Below are 14,644 nucleotides of genomic sequence, written 5' to 3' on the forward strand. Positions count from 1 at the left end.
TGTCGGGCGCCATCCCAGAGAGCAAACAAAACCGCCCGGTCATGAGACCGGGCGGTTTTGTCGTCATTGCAGAGACGCTGCCGAGCTTTCTGCCATGGCGTCATGGCGAAGAGGGTGCAAAGACATCTCACTGGATGTCATGGCCCTGGCCCCCGTCTTGACCTTGCGCTGCATGGCGATGATGCCTCCCGCGCGCGTCGGGGTGAAGGGCTCCTCGAGTCTCACGAATCCATGGCGTTCATACAGGGCGATGGCCGGGCTGTCGGAGAAGGCCCGAAGCCGCAGGAGGGTGTCGTGGGGCTGACGCTTGCTGAGGCAATCGATCAACCAGCTCAGACAGGTGGAGCCGATACCGCGTCCCTGCCACTGGGCCACCAGCTGCAGGTCACGCAGATACACCATGTCTTTCAGCGACTTGAGGCTGATGAAGCCGATCCATTCGCCATTGAGGCGCACGGCGAAGTTCTTGTTGTCCTGCCATTTTTCCTCGAATTGCTCTGCATCCCAATGGAAACCATGACGCTTGTAGGTCGCGAGCATGTTGCCACAACTCAGCCGTTGCGCCGCTGCATTCAGGTAGCGGTTGGCAGGTGTGTCGTAGATGGGGGAAATGCTGAGATCATCCATGATCCTTCCGATTCTTTTGAGAGTTATGTCAGGGAGTAGCATCCGTCACGTTGCAATTTCTGCAGGCCGACCATCCAGTCAGTTAGTGAGTGCTAATTCAAGCGCACTATCTTCAGGTTTTCAGGACAGCCTGACAAGTGAATGCCTGTCCAGTACCAGATGCCGCTCGGGATTGCCAACGCTGGTTCGTTATACTATAACATTGCGCTTTTCTCACGCTGTCTAACGGCAGCGAACATGTCTTTTTGACAGGATGCGCAATGACGATGGTCCACCCTCTGAGCAGGCTCAGGCCTCCTGACGCTGAACGGCGATGGTACAAGTCGCTTTTCCGCTCTCTGACAGCTCCCGTGTCGGCTGATCTTTCCCGATCTGCAAGGCATTCCCGGCCCGTGGGTGAGCAGATCACGTGCTGGCTGGGAATGACGCTCATGATGCTCGGTCTTGGCATGCCTCAGGCCGTCAAGGCATCCGCTCAGTCTTCGGGCGATGAGCAGGCGACGTCGCGTCGTCTGGAGATCGTCGCGCCCTTTGACATCAAGGGGGCGGACCCGCTGCTCAGCGGCATTCTCTTCCAGCGCATGCAGATCGTCGAGACACTGGTCGAGGTGGATGCCACGGGAGAGCTACAGCCGGGGTTGGCGACCGTTTGGAAGGTCTCGGATGATGGCCTGGAGTGGCGCTTCACGCTGCGCTCCGGCGTGCAGTTCCATGATGGCAGCCGTCTGGATGCCGAAGTCGCGCGTCAGAGTCTCGAGATCGCCCGTGCCAAGCCGGGTCTGTTGAAGTCGGTGCTGATCGAGCGGATCGTCGCGGAAGATCAAAGGACCCTGTTGATCAAACTCAGCGAGCCCTTCGCCGCGTTGCCCGCCTATCTGGCCGATTATCGCCAGCAGATTCTGGCACCGGCGTCCTTCGATGAGTCAGGCACTGCCCAGCAGGTCATTGGTACCGGCCCTTATCGCATGCTGCGCATGACGCCGCCGCTGAGCCTGGAAGTCACCGCCTTCGAGGACTACTGGGGCCCGCAGCCCGAGGTGCGTCAGGCGCGCTATCAGGCGGTCAGTCGCGCCGAGGGCAGGGCATTGATCGCCGAGAGCGGAGATGCCGACTTCACCTATGGGCTGGACCCCGCCAGTCGTCAGCGTCTCTCTAAGTCGCCGCGCGTGACCCTGGCGGCGGCCGCGACGCCGCGCACGATGCTGTTGAAGGTCAACGCCAATCATCCGGCCTTCCAGGACCCTGATGTGCGGCGTGCCTTGAGCCTGGCGATCGATCGCACCGCCATCGCGCAGGTCGTGCTGCGATATCCGCGCGGGGCCAGCCAGCTGTTCCCGCCGATGGTGGAAGGCTGGCATGACCCCGCGCTGCCCGAGCTCCATCAGGATGTCTTTGAAGCGCGTACATTGCTGGACGCCGCTGGCTGGACCGTCGGCGAGGATGGCGTTCGTCAAAAGGACGGTCAGCGCCTCGCGATCAGCTTGATCACCTTCTCGGACCGTCCGGAGCTGCCACTGGTGGCCACGGTGCTGGAGCGTCAGTTCCACGCCATCGGCATCCAGACGCGCCTCGATATCACCAACTTCTCGGCGATTCCGGCCGGCCACCACGACGGCAGCCTCGACATGGCGCTGTTCGCGCGCAATCTGGCCATGGTGCCGGACCCCATCGGCAACGTGCTGAGCGATTACGCGGGAACGCCTGAAGCCCCCGGTGGCGACTGGGGCGCGATGGGCTGGTTCGATGCAGACTTCACCGCAGAGCTTGAGCGCATGGCACGCGAGGGCTACGAGCCCACGCCTGAAGGGCAGGACCCGCGAGCGCAGGCCAGTGGCGTGATCCAGCAGGCATTACCCGTGATCCCCATCGCCTGGTACTACCAGAACCTGGCGATCTCTCATCGACTGCAACGCGCTCAGGTAGACCCCTGGGAGCGTAGTTTCGGCCTTTCAGAATTGCGGTGGGCACCATGAATCTCCCTTCACGTCTGTTGCAGCTATTGATGGTGGTGCTGATGGTCGGCGGCGCCAGCTATCTGATGATGCAGAGTTTGCCCGGCGATGCCGCCTGGCGCATTGCGGCCGGTCGCTATGGTTATGACGCGCTGGATGCGGCCGCTGCGGCCTCGGTACGCGCCGAACTGGGTCTCGAGGCACAGGGCGGCTTGCACTTCCTTTACTGGCTGGGCGATATCCTGCGCCTGGAGCTGGGCACCTCGCTGATTTCCGGGGAATCGGTGTGGGTGGAGATTCGTCATCAGCTGGGCAACTCCCTGTCGCTCGCCGGCGCGGCATTGGGCATCTCGCTGTTGATCGGCCCGCCGCTGGGGCTGCTGGCCGGTCTGCGTGCCGGTGGCTGGCTGGACCGAAGCCTGCTGGCCGTCTGCAGTCTGCTGCGCGCCACGCCGCAGTTCTTGCTGGCGCTGGTGCTGATCCTGCTGATCTCGGTGGAGATGGGCCTGCTGCCGGCCGCCGGTCACGGTGAGCCGCAGCACTTCATTCTGCCGGCGATGACGCTGGCGCTCGGGCTGGCAGCGGTATCGGCACGTCTGGCACGCGATGCCATGGCCGCCGTCACCCAGACGGCCTTCCATGATTTCGCGCGCTGGAAGGGCCTCAGCAATGCGCAGACCTTCTGGCGTCACGGCCTGCGCCATGTGGCCTTGCCGCTGGTGACCTACCTGGGGCTGCAGTTCGTGACCCTGGTGGAAGGGGTGGTGGTGATCGAGAGCATCTTCGGCTGGCCGGGTATCGGCCATGCGCTGGTGCACGCCATCTTCTCGCGCGATGTGCCGATGGTGCAGGGCACCGCCCTGGTGCTGGGCGTCGGTTTTGTCGTGATCAATCTGCTGGTCGATCTGCTGGGTCGCCAACTGGACCCACGGGGTGTGAAATGAATCAGGTGGTGGAAGGGCTTGCGCCGCAGCGCGTGGACGCCGTGCGTCGTCCACGTCTTGACTGGCCGTTGCGTCGGGTGATCGGGGCCGCAATGGTCGCGAGTCTCGTGCTGCTGGCTCTGCTGGGCAATCTGGTGATACCGGGGGACCCGCTGGAACAGCATCTCTATCGTGCGCTGCAGGGCGCGGACGCCGTCGGTGTCTCTGATGCCGGTGAGGTGATCACCAGCGCCCCGCTGGGCTATGACCATCTGGGGCGCTCCCTGTATCACCGTCTGGTGGCGGCGCTCGGGCTGTCGCTGTCCATCGCTGCGGGGGCGGTGATTCTGGCGGCGTTTTCAGGCATCTCGCTGGGCCTGCTGGCCGCGGGACGCGGTGGCTGGGCCGAGCGCCTGTTGAGCCTGGTGGCAGATAGCCTGCTGGCATTGCCGGGGCTGCTGCTGGTGCTGATGGTCAGCGTCATCCTGCCGTCGACGCCGCTGGCATTGTGGTTGGGCCTGTCGCTGGTGCTGTGGGTGGAATTCTTCCGCCTGGCACGTGCCACCGGTCGCAGCGTGCTGGCGAGTCCCGGCGTCGAGGCCAGCCGTCTGCTGGGCTTCGGGGCCTGGTACCGTTTTCGTCATCACCTGTGGCCGGAAATGGCGCCCGTGATGATGACGGCGATGGCCTTCGGCATGGCCAACGCCCTGATGGCGATTGCCGCGCTGGGTTTCGTGCACGTCGGCATTCCGGAGCCTACGCCGGAGCTGGGCACCATGATGGTCGAGCTGTTGCCGTATTGGCGTGAAGCGCCGTTCGCGCTGCTGACGCCGGTGCTGGTCACCTTCCTGCTGTTGCTGGGGCTGTTGCTGATGTCCGGCAGCAAGGCCAGAACGTCAACCGCCGCAGACACCCTCGAAGGAGCGCGCCCATGAATGTCGCGACAATGACCACGCCTGCCTCTCATTCGCAGCATGGGGTAACGACGGATGATGCGGTGCTTAGCGCCGAGGACGTGAGCGTGCGGGTTCAGGGCGCGCAGACGGCGCTGCTGGCGCCTGTCTCGCTTGCGCTCAAGGCGGGCGAGCCACTAGTGGTGATCGGTGAGACGGGGTCCGGCAAGAGTCTGCTGGCTCAGGCCCTGCTGGGCACGCTGCCTCCGGAGCTTGTGGCCTCCGGCAGCCTGTGGCTCGACGGCGAGCAATATCCTCTGCACACGCCAGAGAATCGTCGCCCGCTCTGGGGTCGCCGCCTGGCGGTATTGCCCCAGGAGCCCTGGCTGGCGCTGGACCCGCTGATGAAGGTGATTCGTCAGGTCAGTGAGGCATATCGTCTGGTCGCGAGGCGTTCGGCGCAGGCCTCTCATGGGGCCGCGCGCAGTGACCTGGAGCAGCTCGGCGTCGCTGCCGCCAGCGAGCAGTTGCCGGGCAAGCTGTCCGGCGGCATGGCGCAACGTGTGGCCTTCGCGGCCGCCCGCGCCGGCGGCGCGCCGCTGTTGATCGCCGACGAGCCGACCAAGGGGCTGGACGCCGCCCGCGTCAGCGAGATCGGCGAGCTGCTGCTCAAGTCACTGGCCGAGACACCGCGTGCCGGCTTGATGGTCATCACCCATGACATGGCGCTGGCGCACCAGATCGGCGGCCGCCTGATGGTGGTACGCAAGGGCGAAGTGATCGAGCAGGGCGCGACGCGTGACGTGCTGGCCGCGCCGACACATGCCTATACCCAGCGCCTGGTGAATGCCGCGCCGCAGGCCTGGCCGGAGGCCGCCTTCAAGCCGGCAGCGGACAGTGCAAGCCGTGATGGCAAGGCGGCAGGCGATACCATCCTCCGCGCCGAGAATCTGACCATCGCGCGCGGGGGCACCTCGCTGCTGCGTGACGTGGAGCTCAGCGTGAAGGGCGGTGAGATCATCGGCATCCAGGGCGCGTCAGGTTGCGGCAAGTCATCGCTGGGGGATGCGCTGCTCGGCCTGCTGGCTCCGTATTCAGGGAAAGTGGTGCGCAGCGCCGAGATGCTTGAGTATCAGAAGCTCTATCAGGACCCCGTGGCGACCTTCCCGCCACGCCGGACACTGGGCCGCCTGCTGAAGGATCTCAGTGCACGCCATCGTCTCGATGACAGCCAGCTTGCGCAGCTGATGGCGCAACTGAGCCTGGCGCCGGAATTGCTCTCGCGTCTGCCGGGACAGGTCTCGGGTGGCGAGCTGCAGCGTTTCGCGCTGTTGCGTCTGATGCTGATCAAGCCGCGCTTCGTGTTCGCCGATGAGCCGACCTCACGCCTCGATCCGCTGGTCCAGCAGGAGGTGATCGCCTGCATGGTGAAGATGGTGCGGGAGCAGGGTACGGCGCTGGTGCTGGTCAGTCATGATGCGGCGCTGCTGCGCAAGGTCGCGGATCGCGTGCTGGTGGTGGAGGAAGGTCGCTTGAAGGCGCGTCAGCAGCTCTGATCACTCATCAGAGCCCATGGCGGCAGGGTCGCGACAGCAAGAGGACGATTCAAAAGACAGTGCTTCATACGCCAACGCCCGGCCGAGACTCCTGCAGAGTGTCGGCCGGGCGTTGGCGTATCTGGTGTGTTCGTCAGGGCGAGAGGCTCACGGTGCGCAGCGCTCAGCTCCCCAGCAAGGCGGGATTGGCTTGCCAGACGGACCAGGTCAGCGCACTGGCCAGCGTCACCCATGCCAGATAGGGCAGCATCAACAGCCCGGCGAAGCGATTGATGCGCCAGAAAGTGAACATGGTGATGGCGATCAGCGTCCACAGCACCAGCACATCGATGAAGGCCGCCTGACCGAGATGCCAGGCAAAGAACAGCCAGCTCCACAGGGCATTGACGATCAGTTGCACCACGAAGAGTCCGAGCGCCAGACGATGGCGCGAGCGGAAACCGTTGCTGGCATGCAGACCGTCGCGCGCGACCCGCCAGGCGGCGAGTGCCATCATCACGAAGAGCGCCGTCCAGACTGGTCCGAAGGCGCCTGCCGGAGGTGCCCATGCCGGCTGGGTGAGGCTTGCGTAGAAGGCCTTGGCATCTACCGAAGCCAGTGCACCGATGGCGGCAGTGAGAAAGCTCAGCCCGAACCAGATTCCCATCTGCACGGTGGCGCGCAGGGCGGTGGGGGGTGAGGACGGTGAACGCTGCAAGGTCATCGGCTGCCTCCTGCTTTCATGGGACGTGATGAAGGAAAGAACGATATACCACGCTGGGCCATGAGAAACGACCATGACTCACACGTTGTTCAGTCCGGTATCGGGGCGTCGAAGACGTCCGTGCGGCGACCGGTCAGCGTCGTGCCAACCGAGGCGGTGATCACCAGTCCAATGGCAAGCCATTGAAGTAGGCCCAGTGTCTGGCCGAGGAACAGTAGCCCGGACAGCGCCGCCACGGCCGGCTCCAGACTCATCAGGGTGCCGAAGGTATGGGTGGGCAGGCGCGGTAGAGCGATCATCTCGAGCGTATAGGGCAGGGCGGTCGAGAGCACGGCGACGGCCAAGGCCAGCGGCAATATCTCGAGTGAGAACATGGCGCTGCCCGCCTCCATCACGCCGATGGGTGCGACCACCACCGCCGCGATCGTGATGCCCAACGCAGCACTCTGAGTACCGTTGCCTGCCCCGGCCTTCTGGCCGAACAGGATGTAGAGCGCCCAGCACACGCCGGCGCCGAGGGCGAAGGCGGCTCCGGCGGGATCGATCGGCGCGGCGGTGTCCTCACCCAGCAACAACAGCAGTACCAGTCCGATGATGGCCAGCGCGACCCAGCCCAGGTCGAGCCAACGACGCGAGCTCAACAATGCCACGGCCAGCGGGCCGGTGAATTCGAGTGCCACGGCGATACCCAGCGGCACCGTCTTGAGGGCCTGGTAGAACAGCAGGTTCATCACGCCCAGCGCCACGCCATAGAGGGTGATGGACTTCCAGGCCTTGCGTGTCACTGCCTTGCGCCATGGGCGCAGAATGGCCAGCAGCAGAACGGAGGCGATGATCAGACGAATCGCCGTCGCGCCCGCCGCGCCGATCATCGGGAACAGGGAAGTGGCCAGCGAAGCACCGCTCTGGATCGAGCACATGGCGACCAGCAGCATGGCGACGGGCCACAGACGAGAAGAGGAGGCTGCGACAGCAACGGACATGGGGGTCTCCTTGAGTGATCCAGTGGGTGATGGGCATGGTCAGTCAGCAACACATGCGGCATGATTCGTGGACAATGAGGTAGCAAGGGAGGAGGCGGGCCGGGCGTTATGCCCCCACTTCCTCGTCGTCGGCAAGATTGTACGGATGCGCATTATATTGCACAACGAAAATCAGAGACCTGATGTACTGGTTCACGTCGCGGCCAACGTCCGCCGCCTGCGGCTGGCGGCCGAGCTGAGCCAGCAGGCACTCGCGGATCAGGCCGAGATCAGTCGGCGGATGCTGGTGAACATCGAGAAGGGTGACGTAAATGTGAGCCTCGGCACGCTCGACAAGCTCGCCGAGGCGCTCGGGGTGCTCTTCTACGCGCTGGTGCAGCCGCCGGAAAGCGAGGATTCGGCACGTATCAATGAGGTGGCCTGGGTCGGGAAGGCACCTGAGAGCCGAGCCGTACTGCTGGCCAGCAAGCCGGCCACACAGGAAGTCGAGTTATGGAGCTGGACTCTGGCCCCCGGCGAGCGTTACGACTCCGCCCCGGATGATGCCGGCTGGCACGAGATGCTGGTGGTCACCCAGGGAGAGCTGACATTGACGCTAGAACGCGAGGACATCGTCATTCGCGCCGGCGATTTTCATGTCTATCCCAGTGACCAGGCTTATGCCTACCGCAACACCGGCACTGACATGCTGCGCTTCATTCGCAATGTGATGCATTGATTGCTGCCGGGCCATGTCCTCTCAAGCTTGCAGTATTCGCCCCGAACTCAATCCAGCCTGGCCTGTCCCATTGTCATGATGTTTCGTTTCGAGGAGCAACGGATGGCGAAGGTACGTATCACGCAACAGGGCACGATCCATTGTTTTCCGGCAGGCTTGAAGGATGAGGATGGCAAGCTGGTGAATGCCGAGATTTCCGCCGTGGCCTATGACGGTGAGCGATTGTTGATGGCGAGTGACAAGCCGATTCCGGGCGAGGGGCGTTCAGCCGTCTTCTCATTGCCGCTGGATTCCAGTGGGCCGGATGATAGCCAGCTTGAGTATCTGACCACCCCGCTGATCCGTCAGGCGGTCAAGTATGAAGACTTCGCGCTGACTACCGATGGGCGTCACATGTTGGCGACTACCGGGTTTGATCGCATCGACAGCGAGAGCCATGCCCTCAATGCCTACAACCACCTGTTGATCTGGCCGCTGGGCGAACCCGACAAGGTACAGGTGGTCAACCCGGACCCGCGTGACGGGGTCGAGGGCTCACTGGAGTTTCGTCAGAAGCTGGAAACGGCCATTGGCCAGCCGTACTACAAGATCGAAGGGCTGGCGGTCGTCCCGAGTGACAGGGGCGATGGGTTGATCCTGTTCGGGGTGCGGGAACAAGGCAATTCGCATGATGATTTCGCGTATGTGCGTCGGGTCATCGGGGCGCGCTATGCCATGACCGACAGCGACAACATCGAGTTCATCGAGGAGCTTCACGACGTCTATGCCTTCGACCCGGCCGAGTATGACGGCGTGGATCACGAGTGTGGTCTTTCTAGCCTGGAATATGATCCCTATCACGCACGCCTCTATCTGGTGACCAGCTTCGAGACCGAGCAGGGCAGTGAGGAGGTGATCGGGGGATATCTGTGGGTGCTGTCGCTGGCGGACTTCCACGCCGGGAAACCTCCGACGCTGGTGACGCATGAGGATGGTCGCGTGCTGGAGTTCGAGCACAAGGCGGAGGGGCTTGCGGTACTGGATCGCGAACGGCTGTTCGTGGTCTATGACAATGATCGCAACCATGAGCTGGGCAGCGTGGATGAACGGGATGAGCGCCACTCCTGTGAAGCGCCCTATACGATGCTGGCGCTGGTCTGACGGCAGCTCGCCGGCTCAGAAGCTTTCTCACTGCCCGGGAGAATCAGACTCACGGCTTTGCACTTGAATGGCAGACTGTCTGTCTTCGCCATGGCGCCGTTGTCGCCAGACGAGACTGATCAAAAAATCCAGGCGAAATCATCCATCTCCTGTCGGGATTGATGACGATAAAGCCCCGACATGCTTCTGCATGTCGGGGCTTTTCATGATCGCACCTTCCCTGTGTCAATGCGCTCTGTCACACGACATCGAGTGGTGAATCTTCTTTATCTCTGGCTCAAGATTACATGGCCTTGTAGAACAGATAATCGGCCTGGTACATCACGATTTCGACCTTGTCCTTGTGGGCGTCATCACAGGCCATGTCAGGAGCGGCACCGCCCTGGGTATTGAGGCGCTGTACATAGGTGACGCCCTGCATATGCCCTTCACCTTCGGCCGGATTGGCCTCGACCAGCTGCAGCGGAATATTGCCCTTGCCGTTGGGCTCTACCGCCAGCTGTGTGCCGGTGATCTTGGAGCCATCCATGGATTCCCAGGTGGCGGGCGGACCATAGTATTTGCCGACCTGCTTGCCATCAGCATCATTCAGCGCGGCATCCGGCCCCTTGAAGACCCAGCCCATGGTGCCATCATCCTTTGCTTCACAGGCCCATTTGATCTTGCCGACGCCAACAGTTTCCATGGCGACGTCATTGCCTTTCGGCACCGTGACGCTTTCGGGAATTTCCATGGCTTGAGCCATCGGGCTCATTGCGAGGGCAGCGAAAATACCAGAGATACAGGCGATTGTTTTCATCTTGACGACTCCGTAGACAGATAAGGTTCAGCTAGCGGTTGCAGGTGTGTCGTTGTCTCCCTTGCACTGCTCATAACGCTGGCCTTTCCCGTCTGGATGTCACGGGATCAAGATTTTTTCGTGCTTTCTATTCGAGGTGCGTTTCTGGCTTGTCAGGCGGAGTGAGGCAAGGACAGATTGAGGTAAGAGCGGGATGATCAAAGAAGGGAGGGGGAAGGAGAGAGTGGTGAAAGGAAGACGAAAGGAAGCCGAAAGAAAGAGGAAAGAGTGATGAACGATACAGGGCAGGTTTGAAGGCCCTGATACAAAGCCGCCCCGCAGCACCAAGGCTGCGGGGCGACTTTCCTGCGCGACCTGAACCCTGAAAGGTTCAGCCGTAATCGCGGGTGCCGCGAATCGGGTAGTGGTTGTCCGGCTTGCGGATGAACTCGATACCCCCGATGAGCGTGTCCAGGTCAGGACGCACGAAGGGCGCATTGGCGACTTCTTCGATCTGGACCTTGCCTTCGCCATTGACGATGAAGAAGGCCGGCTCCGGGAAATCGTGATCGGTTTCCTTCTCGCTGCGTGGCGTGGAGATGAACAGCCCCAGCGTTTCCATCTGCTCTACCGTCAGGCCACCGGCAATCGGGAAATTGAGATCCAGAGATTCGAGGTGCTCGTTCAGCTGCTGCTGGCTGTCGGCAGAGACGGCGACGAGATCCACGCCTTGTGCGCTGAAGCGCTCACGATATTCCGTCAGCTTGTTGAGGAACTTGGTGCAGATCGGGCAATGCTTGCCGCGATAGACGACCACCAGTTGCCAATCATGCTCGCCCTGGGGCTTGCCGAGCGTCAGGGTTTCGCCATCGTGGCGCTGGACCTGGATGGCCGGAAATTCACTACCTGGATGAAGCTTGCGTGTATACATGCAATCTGGCTCCCCTGTTGGATATCAAGATGTGCGATACGCCACATCTCCCTCTTGAATGACGCCATTGTCAGGGTTTTCAAGGGACCCTTGGCGGAACGCGGAGATGCATCCATCGCCAGGGGCAGGGACTGGTCGGGCCAGAGCCCCCTTGCCGGGGGCTCTGGCCTGCTGGGGAAAGCCTTAGCCAAGATAGCCGGTGTGTTCCAGCAGGATGGTCGTGCCGATGCCGATCAACACCAGGCCACCGATGATTTCCGCGCGCTTGCCGACCATCTTGCCCAATACGCCCCCGAGCATCACACCGGTGGTGGCCATCACGAAGGTGGCGGTGCCGATCGCCAGCGCAGTGGTGATGATATTCACGCCAGCAAAGGCAAGCCCGGCACCGACGGCCATGGCATCGATGCTGGTGGAAAGGCCAGTCAGCATCAGGCGGGGCAACGATTGCGGCGTGCTGCAATCCTCATCTTCCTCGTCCTTGGAGAGCCCCTCATGAATCATGTGGAGACCGAGCAGCAACAGCAGAGCGAAGGCGATCCAGTGGTCCCACTGTTCGACGTAGACGGCCAATGAGCGACCGATCAGCCACCCGATCATGGGGGTGATGGCTTCGATGACGCCAAAGATGAGGCCGATGCGCAGGGCATCTTTCAGGGACGGCCGTCGAATGGCCGCACCCTTGCACAAGGCAGCAGCGAAGGCGTCGCAGGACATGGAAAAGGCGAGCAGGAATGTCGATAGCAAAGGCATGTGTCAGGAAGTTCCAGGCCGGTTACGAGTCAATAACAGCGAGACACCACCGGCCGGAAGCGTCTGACTGTCATTGGTCTCGCCGAACCTTGTCCTGACCGATCATGGGCATGATCTGGATAGGTGGGTCCTCGGTGCCACGGCAATGCCTGCCGACCATGTTGACAACCGAGACTCTCGTTGGGTAACGAGAGCGGGCTACTCCCCAAAAACTGGTGGCATGTTAGCAACAAACTTTCGTCGTTTCATCCCCTTGTGTCACAAGCGTCTGACCGTCATAACTGGGCTACCGAGTCAGAGCGCCACAACACCGACGTTTCTGACGCCATCGAAGTCTTGAAGCTTCAACAGGATGCCAAGGAGTCAAGGGTATGAGCGACAGCTATCAGCCACCCAAGGTCTGGACATGGGAAAGTGAAAGTGGCGGCAAGTTTGCCAGCACCAATCGGCCTATTGCCGGACCGACGCATGACCAGGAGCTGCCGGTCGGGGAGCATCCCTTCCAGCTCTACTCCATGGCGACACCGAACGGTGTGAAGGCCACCATCATGTTCGAGGAGCTGCTGGCGCTCGGACATTCCGGTGCGGAATATGATGCCTGGCCGATCCGCATCGGTGATGGCGATCAGTTCGGCAGTGACTTCGTCGCGATCAATCCCAATTCGAAGATTCCCGCGCTGATGGATAGAAGTGGCGACACGCCTGTGCGTGTCTTCGAGTCCGGTTCCATCCTGCTGCATCTTGCGGACAAGTTCGGCGCGCTCATCCCCAAGGAGCCGGCCAAGCGGGTCGAGGTCATGAACTGGCTGTTCTGGCAGATGGGCTCCGCGCCGTATCTGGGTGGAGGCTTTGGCCACTTCTATGCCTACGCCCCGGAGAAGATGGAGTATCCGATCAACCGTTTCGCGATGGAGACCAAGCGTCAACTGGACGTGCTGGATCGTCAGCTGGCCGACAACGCCTATATCGCCGGTGACGAATACAGCATCGCGGATATCGCCATCTATGCCTGGTATGGCGCGCTTGTCGAAGGCAAGCTCTATGACGCTGCCGAGTTCCTTTCCGTGCAGGACTACCCCCATGTGCAGCGCTGGGCCAAGTCGATTGCCGAGCGTCCTGCGGTCAAGCGTGGTCGCATGGTCAATCGTTTCTGGGGGGAGCCGCATGAGCAGCTGATCGAACGCCATTCGGCGAGTGACTTCGACACCAATACCGAAGACAAGCGCGCCGACTGACCCTCAAGACACAATGTCTAATGTCTTGTGAAGTTGCCGCTGTCTGGCAATCAAAAAGGGCTACCCATCGGGTAGCCCTTTTGCATTCTGGCCATCAGTCCCTGAGGAAACTGACTCAGTCCTGGCAAACCTTGAGCACGACCTTGCCCACATGACCTTTCTGCTGGAAGACGGCCTGGGCAGCGACTCTGCCTTGGCAGCGCTGGTGATGGCGATCACATGAGCACCACGTGCCTTGGCGAGCTGAACGGCTGCAGAGCCGACGCCCCCTGAGGCGCCGGTGATCAACACGCGTTCCCCCTTGGCAAGCTGCGTGCGTGTCAGCAGGTTCTCGGCGGTGGAGTAGGAACATGGGAATGAGGCCAGTTCCACATCGCTCAGTGCGCTCTTGATGGGGTGTGCATGGCGTGCTGCCACCTTGGTGTATTCGGCGAAGCCGCCATCGCCCTTGGAGTACCACGCCAGGCGTGTGTTGATGTCGGTGTTGTTGATGCCAGCAGCCCCGACGCGCACCAGTACGTCGCGCGGGCCGGGAACCGGACGGGGGATGTCGTCGCGCACTTCCAGCACCTCCGGGCCGCCGTGGCCGGTCAGATAGATATCGGCATGGTGTCATGGCGTGTGGATACAGCGCTCATTTACGAGACTCTCCCAGGAGGGTGAGGGTGGTGGAAAGTGCCGCTTCGATCGCTGTGTCGCCCAGTACCAGCCAGGCCGAGGATGCCCCTTCATGAATCAGGAACAATTCGTTGGCGAGATCTTCCCGGCGACTGCGCGTGCCAAGCCAATGGAGGGTTTCCCGCTTGTGACGGGTGACGGCATCACTGACGTCACGATTGTCAGGGAAGGCCGCCAACGCATTGATCGACATGCAGCCATTGGGGGCTTCGTGCTTCATCCAGTGGCCCAGTCGTCGGTAAAGATGACTGAGCGCAGCGGCGCCATCGCTGGGCACCTCGTCCTCAAGAAAGGCGAGGTAGCGCTCATGGCGATGCTGGAGGGCACCGATGACCATGCTTTCCTTGGAAGGAAAATGTCGGTAGAGGGTGCGTAGGCTCACGCCAGAGGCAGCCTTGAGCTCTGACACACTGGGTTCTGCGAAGCCACGCTGGCTGAAGAGGGCTTCCAGGCGAGCGGCGATGTCGTGCTGAATCATGGAAGGACCATCGTCGAAGATTTCAGGGAGAGCGTTTGTTCTACCTCTGCAGGGTAGAGCGTTCATTCTCCCTGTGTCAATGTCCTGCAGCATTGTCCCGCTCGTCACCCCCCCCTTTGATGGCTCGGCGACCCACGTGCGGTCCTCAATGAGGAACGACATCCTGTCCCCAGAGCGCAAGAGACTGCTTTCATCACGACCAATGGCGATGATTTCGGCCACCTGCTGGCTGGATTCTCGAGATAACGTTGCGACACTTTATGGTAAAGATTATCATTCGCGCTCAATTTGCTGGC

The 14,644-nt window shown here is 61.7% G+C and carries 15 protein-coding genes; 7 read left to right on the top strand and 8 right to left on the bottom strand.

Annotated elements, in window-relative coordinates; translation table 11 throughout:
* Positions 1–63: 63 nt before the first annotated feature.
* A complete protein-coding gene (locus HXS65_RS04200; RefSeq protein ID WP_176493199.1) occupies positions 64–627 on the bottom strand; it encodes a GNAT family N-acetyltransferase in 564 nt (187 codons plus the stop codon).
* Positions 628–1,058: 431 nt separating this feature from the next.
* Here HXS65_RS04200 and HXS65_RS04205 point away from each other — a divergent pair, with 431 nt between their 5' ends.
* Genes HXS65_RS04205 through HXS65_RS04220 form a run of 4 tightly spaced genes read left to right on the top strand, consistent with a single transcriptional unit; the run spans position 1,059 to position 5,951 of the window.
* Positions 1,059–2,600 carry an ABC transporter substrate-binding protein gene (locus HXS65_RS04205; RefSeq protein WP_176493201.1) on the top strand — a complete coding sequence of 514 codons (1,542 nt, stop codon included), beginning with the start codon at positions 1,059–1,061 and terminating at the stop codon, positions 2,598–2,600.
* Complete coding sequence (locus HXS65_RS04210) at positions 2,597–3,523, top strand: ABC transporter permease (protein WP_176493202.1); 927 nt, start codon at positions 2,597–2,599, stop codon at positions 3,521–3,523. The genes HXS65_RS04205 and HXS65_RS04210 overlap by 4 nt, the downstream gene beginning before the upstream one ends.
* Positions 3,520–4,437, top strand: coding sequence for an ABC transporter permease (locus HXS65_RS04215; protein ID WP_218015041.1), 918 nt, complete (start codon positions 3,520–3,522; stop codon positions 4,435–4,437). Before HXS65_RS04210 ends, HXS65_RS04215 begins: the two co-directional genes overlap by 4 nt.
* Positions 4,434–5,951, top strand: a complete 1,518-nt coding sequence (locus HXS65_RS04220; protein ID WP_240499535.1) for an ABC transporter ATP-binding protein — start codon at positions 4,434–4,436, stop codon at positions 5,949–5,951. The genes HXS65_RS04215 and HXS65_RS04220 overlap by 4 nt, the downstream gene beginning before the upstream one ends.
* 163 nt (positions 5,952–6,114) lie before the next feature.
* On the opposite strand, the gene HXS65_RS04225 is transcribed toward HXS65_RS04220, so the two are convergent.
* Positions 6,115–6,654 (bottom strand): TspO/MBR family protein, encoded by a 540-nt coding sequence (locus HXS65_RS04225; protein ID WP_077376912.1) that lies wholly within the window; start codon positions 6,652–6,654, stop codon positions 6,115–6,117.
* A gap of 89 nt (positions 6,655–6,743) precedes the next feature.
* Positions 6,744–7,637, bottom strand: a complete 894-nt coding sequence (gene rhtA / locus HXS65_RS04230) for a threonine/homoserine exporter RhtA (RefSeq protein ID WP_084208804.1) — start codon at positions 7,635–7,637, stop codon at positions 6,744–6,746.
* Positions 7,638–7,782: 145 nt separating this feature from the next.
* On the opposite strand from rhtA, the gene HXS65_RS04235 reads away from it, so the two are divergent.
* Entirely contained in the window at positions 7,783–8,355 is a 573-nt protein-coding gene (locus tag HXS65_RS04235) for a helix-turn-helix domain-containing protein (RefSeq protein WP_077376906.1), read from the top strand.
* 102 nt (positions 8,356–8,457) lie between these two features.
* Positions 8,458–9,495 carry a hypothetical protein gene (locus HXS65_RS04240; RefSeq protein WP_176493203.1) on the top strand — a complete coding sequence of 346 codons (1,038 nt, stop codon included), beginning with the start codon at positions 8,458–8,460 and terminating at the stop codon, positions 9,493–9,495.
* Between the two features lie 283 nt (positions 9,496–9,778).
* On the opposite strand, the gene HXS65_RS04245 is transcribed toward HXS65_RS04240, so the two are convergent.
* The 3 genes from HXS65_RS04245 to HXS65_RS04255 form a co-directional block, all read right to left on the bottom strand.
* On the bottom strand, positions 9,779–10,228 hold the full coding sequence (locus HXS65_RS04245) for a DUF3455 domain-containing protein (RefSeq protein ID WP_255303242.1): 450 nt from the start codon (positions 10,226–10,228) through the stop codon (positions 9,779–9,781).
* Positions 10,229–10,664: 436 nt separating this feature from the next.
* Positions 10,665–11,204, bottom strand: a complete 540-nt coding sequence (locus tag HXS65_RS04250; RefSeq protein ID WP_077376894.1) for a redoxin domain-containing protein — start codon at positions 11,202–11,204, stop codon at positions 10,665–10,667.
* A gap of 183 nt (positions 11,205–11,387) precedes the next feature.
* Positions 11,388–11,957: a manganese efflux pump MntP family protein gene (locus HXS65_RS04255; protein WP_077376891.1), complete on the bottom strand. Its 570-nt coding sequence runs from the start codon at positions 11,955–11,957 to the stop codon at positions 11,388–11,390.
* Between the two features lie 371 nt (positions 11,958–12,328).
* Between HXS65_RS04255 and yghU the strand changes: the two genes are divergently transcribed.
* Entirely contained in the window at positions 12,329–13,192 is an 864-nt protein-coding gene (yghU, locus tag HXS65_RS04260; protein ID WP_084208800.1) for a glutathione-dependent disulfide-bond oxidoreductase, read from the top strand.
* A gap of 60 nt (positions 13,193–13,252) precedes the next feature.
* Here the strand turns inward: yghU and HXS65_RS04265 are convergent, their stop codons facing one another.
* Together HXS65_RS04265 and HXS65_RS04270 are read right to left on the bottom strand one after the other, a co-directional pair.
* Positions 13,253–13,753, bottom strand: coding sequence for a hypothetical protein (locus HXS65_RS04265; RefSeq protein ID WP_255304412.1), 501 nt, complete (start codon positions 13,751–13,753; stop codon positions 13,253–13,255).
* A gap of 73 nt (positions 13,754–13,826) precedes the next feature.
* Positions 13,827–14,348, bottom strand: a complete 522-nt coding sequence (locus tag HXS65_RS04270; protein ID WP_176493204.1) for a TetR/AcrR family transcriptional regulator — start codon at positions 14,346–14,348, stop codon at positions 13,827–13,829.
* Positions 14,349–14,644 lie beyond the last annotated feature (296 nt).

The sequence above is a fragment of the Cobetia sp. 5-25-4-2 genome (genome assembly GCF_013374075.1).
GTDB lineage: Bacteria > Pseudomonadota > Gammaproteobacteria > Pseudomonadales > Halomonadaceae > Cobetia > Cobetia marina.

What these genes read in the sequence shown, in the direction of transcription:
- HXS65_RS04200 (WP_176493199.1), bottom strand. Translation starts at nt 627, where the DNA reads ATGGATGATCTCAGCATTTCCCCCATCTACGACACACCTGCCAACCGC.
- HXS65_RS04205 (WP_176493201.1), top strand. Translation starts at nt 1,059, where the DNA reads ATGATGCTCGGTCTTGGCATGCCTCAGGCCGTCAAGGCATCCGCTCAG.
- HXS65_RS04210 (WP_176493202.1), top strand. Translation starts at nt 2,597, where the DNA reads ATGAATCTCCCTTCACGTCTGTTGCAGCTATTGATGGTGGTGCTGATG.
- HXS65_RS04215 (WP_218015041.1), top strand. Translation starts at nt 3,520, where the DNA reads ATGAATCAGGTGGTGGAAGGGCTTGCGCCGCAGCGCGTGGACGCCGTG.
- HXS65_RS04220 (WP_240499535.1), top strand. Translation starts at nt 4,434, where the DNA reads ATGAATGTCGCGACAATGACCACGCCTGCCTCTCATTCGCAGCATGGG.
- HXS65_RS04225 (WP_077376912.1), bottom strand. Translation starts at nt 6,654, where the DNA reads ATGACCTTGCAGCGTTCACCGTCCTCACCCCCCACCGCCCTGCGCGCC.
- rhtA (WP_084208804.1), bottom strand. Translation starts at nt 7,637, where the DNA reads ATGTCCGTTGCTGTCGCAGCCTCCTCTTCTCGTCTGTGGCCCGTCGCC.
- HXS65_RS04235 (WP_077376906.1), top strand. Translation starts at nt 7,783, where the DNA reads ATGCGCATTATATTGCACAACGAAAATCAGAGACCTGATGTACTGGTT.
- HXS65_RS04240 (WP_176493203.1), top strand. Translation starts at nt 8,458, where the DNA reads ATGGCGAAGGTACGTATCACGCAACAGGGCACGATCCATTGTTTTCCG.
- HXS65_RS04245 (WP_255303242.1), bottom strand. Translation starts at nt 10,228, where the DNA reads ATGGAAATTCCCGAAAGCGTCACGGTGCCGAAAGGCAATGACGTCGCC.
- HXS65_RS04250 (WP_077376894.1), bottom strand. Translation starts at nt 11,204, where the DNA reads ATGTATACACGCAAGCTTCATCCAGGTAGTGAATTTCCGGCCATCCAG.
- HXS65_RS04255 (WP_077376891.1), bottom strand. Translation starts at nt 11,957, where the DNA reads ATGCCTTTGCTATCGACATTCCTGCTCGCCTTTTCCATGTCCTGCGAC.
- yghU (WP_084208800.1), top strand. Translation starts at nt 12,329, where the DNA reads ATGAGCGACAGCTATCAGCCACCCAAGGTCTGGACATGGGAAAGTGAA.
- HXS65_RS04270 (WP_176493204.1), bottom strand. Translation starts at nt 14,348, where the DNA reads ATGATTCAGCACGACATCGCCGCTCGCCTGGAAGCCCTCTTCAGCCAG.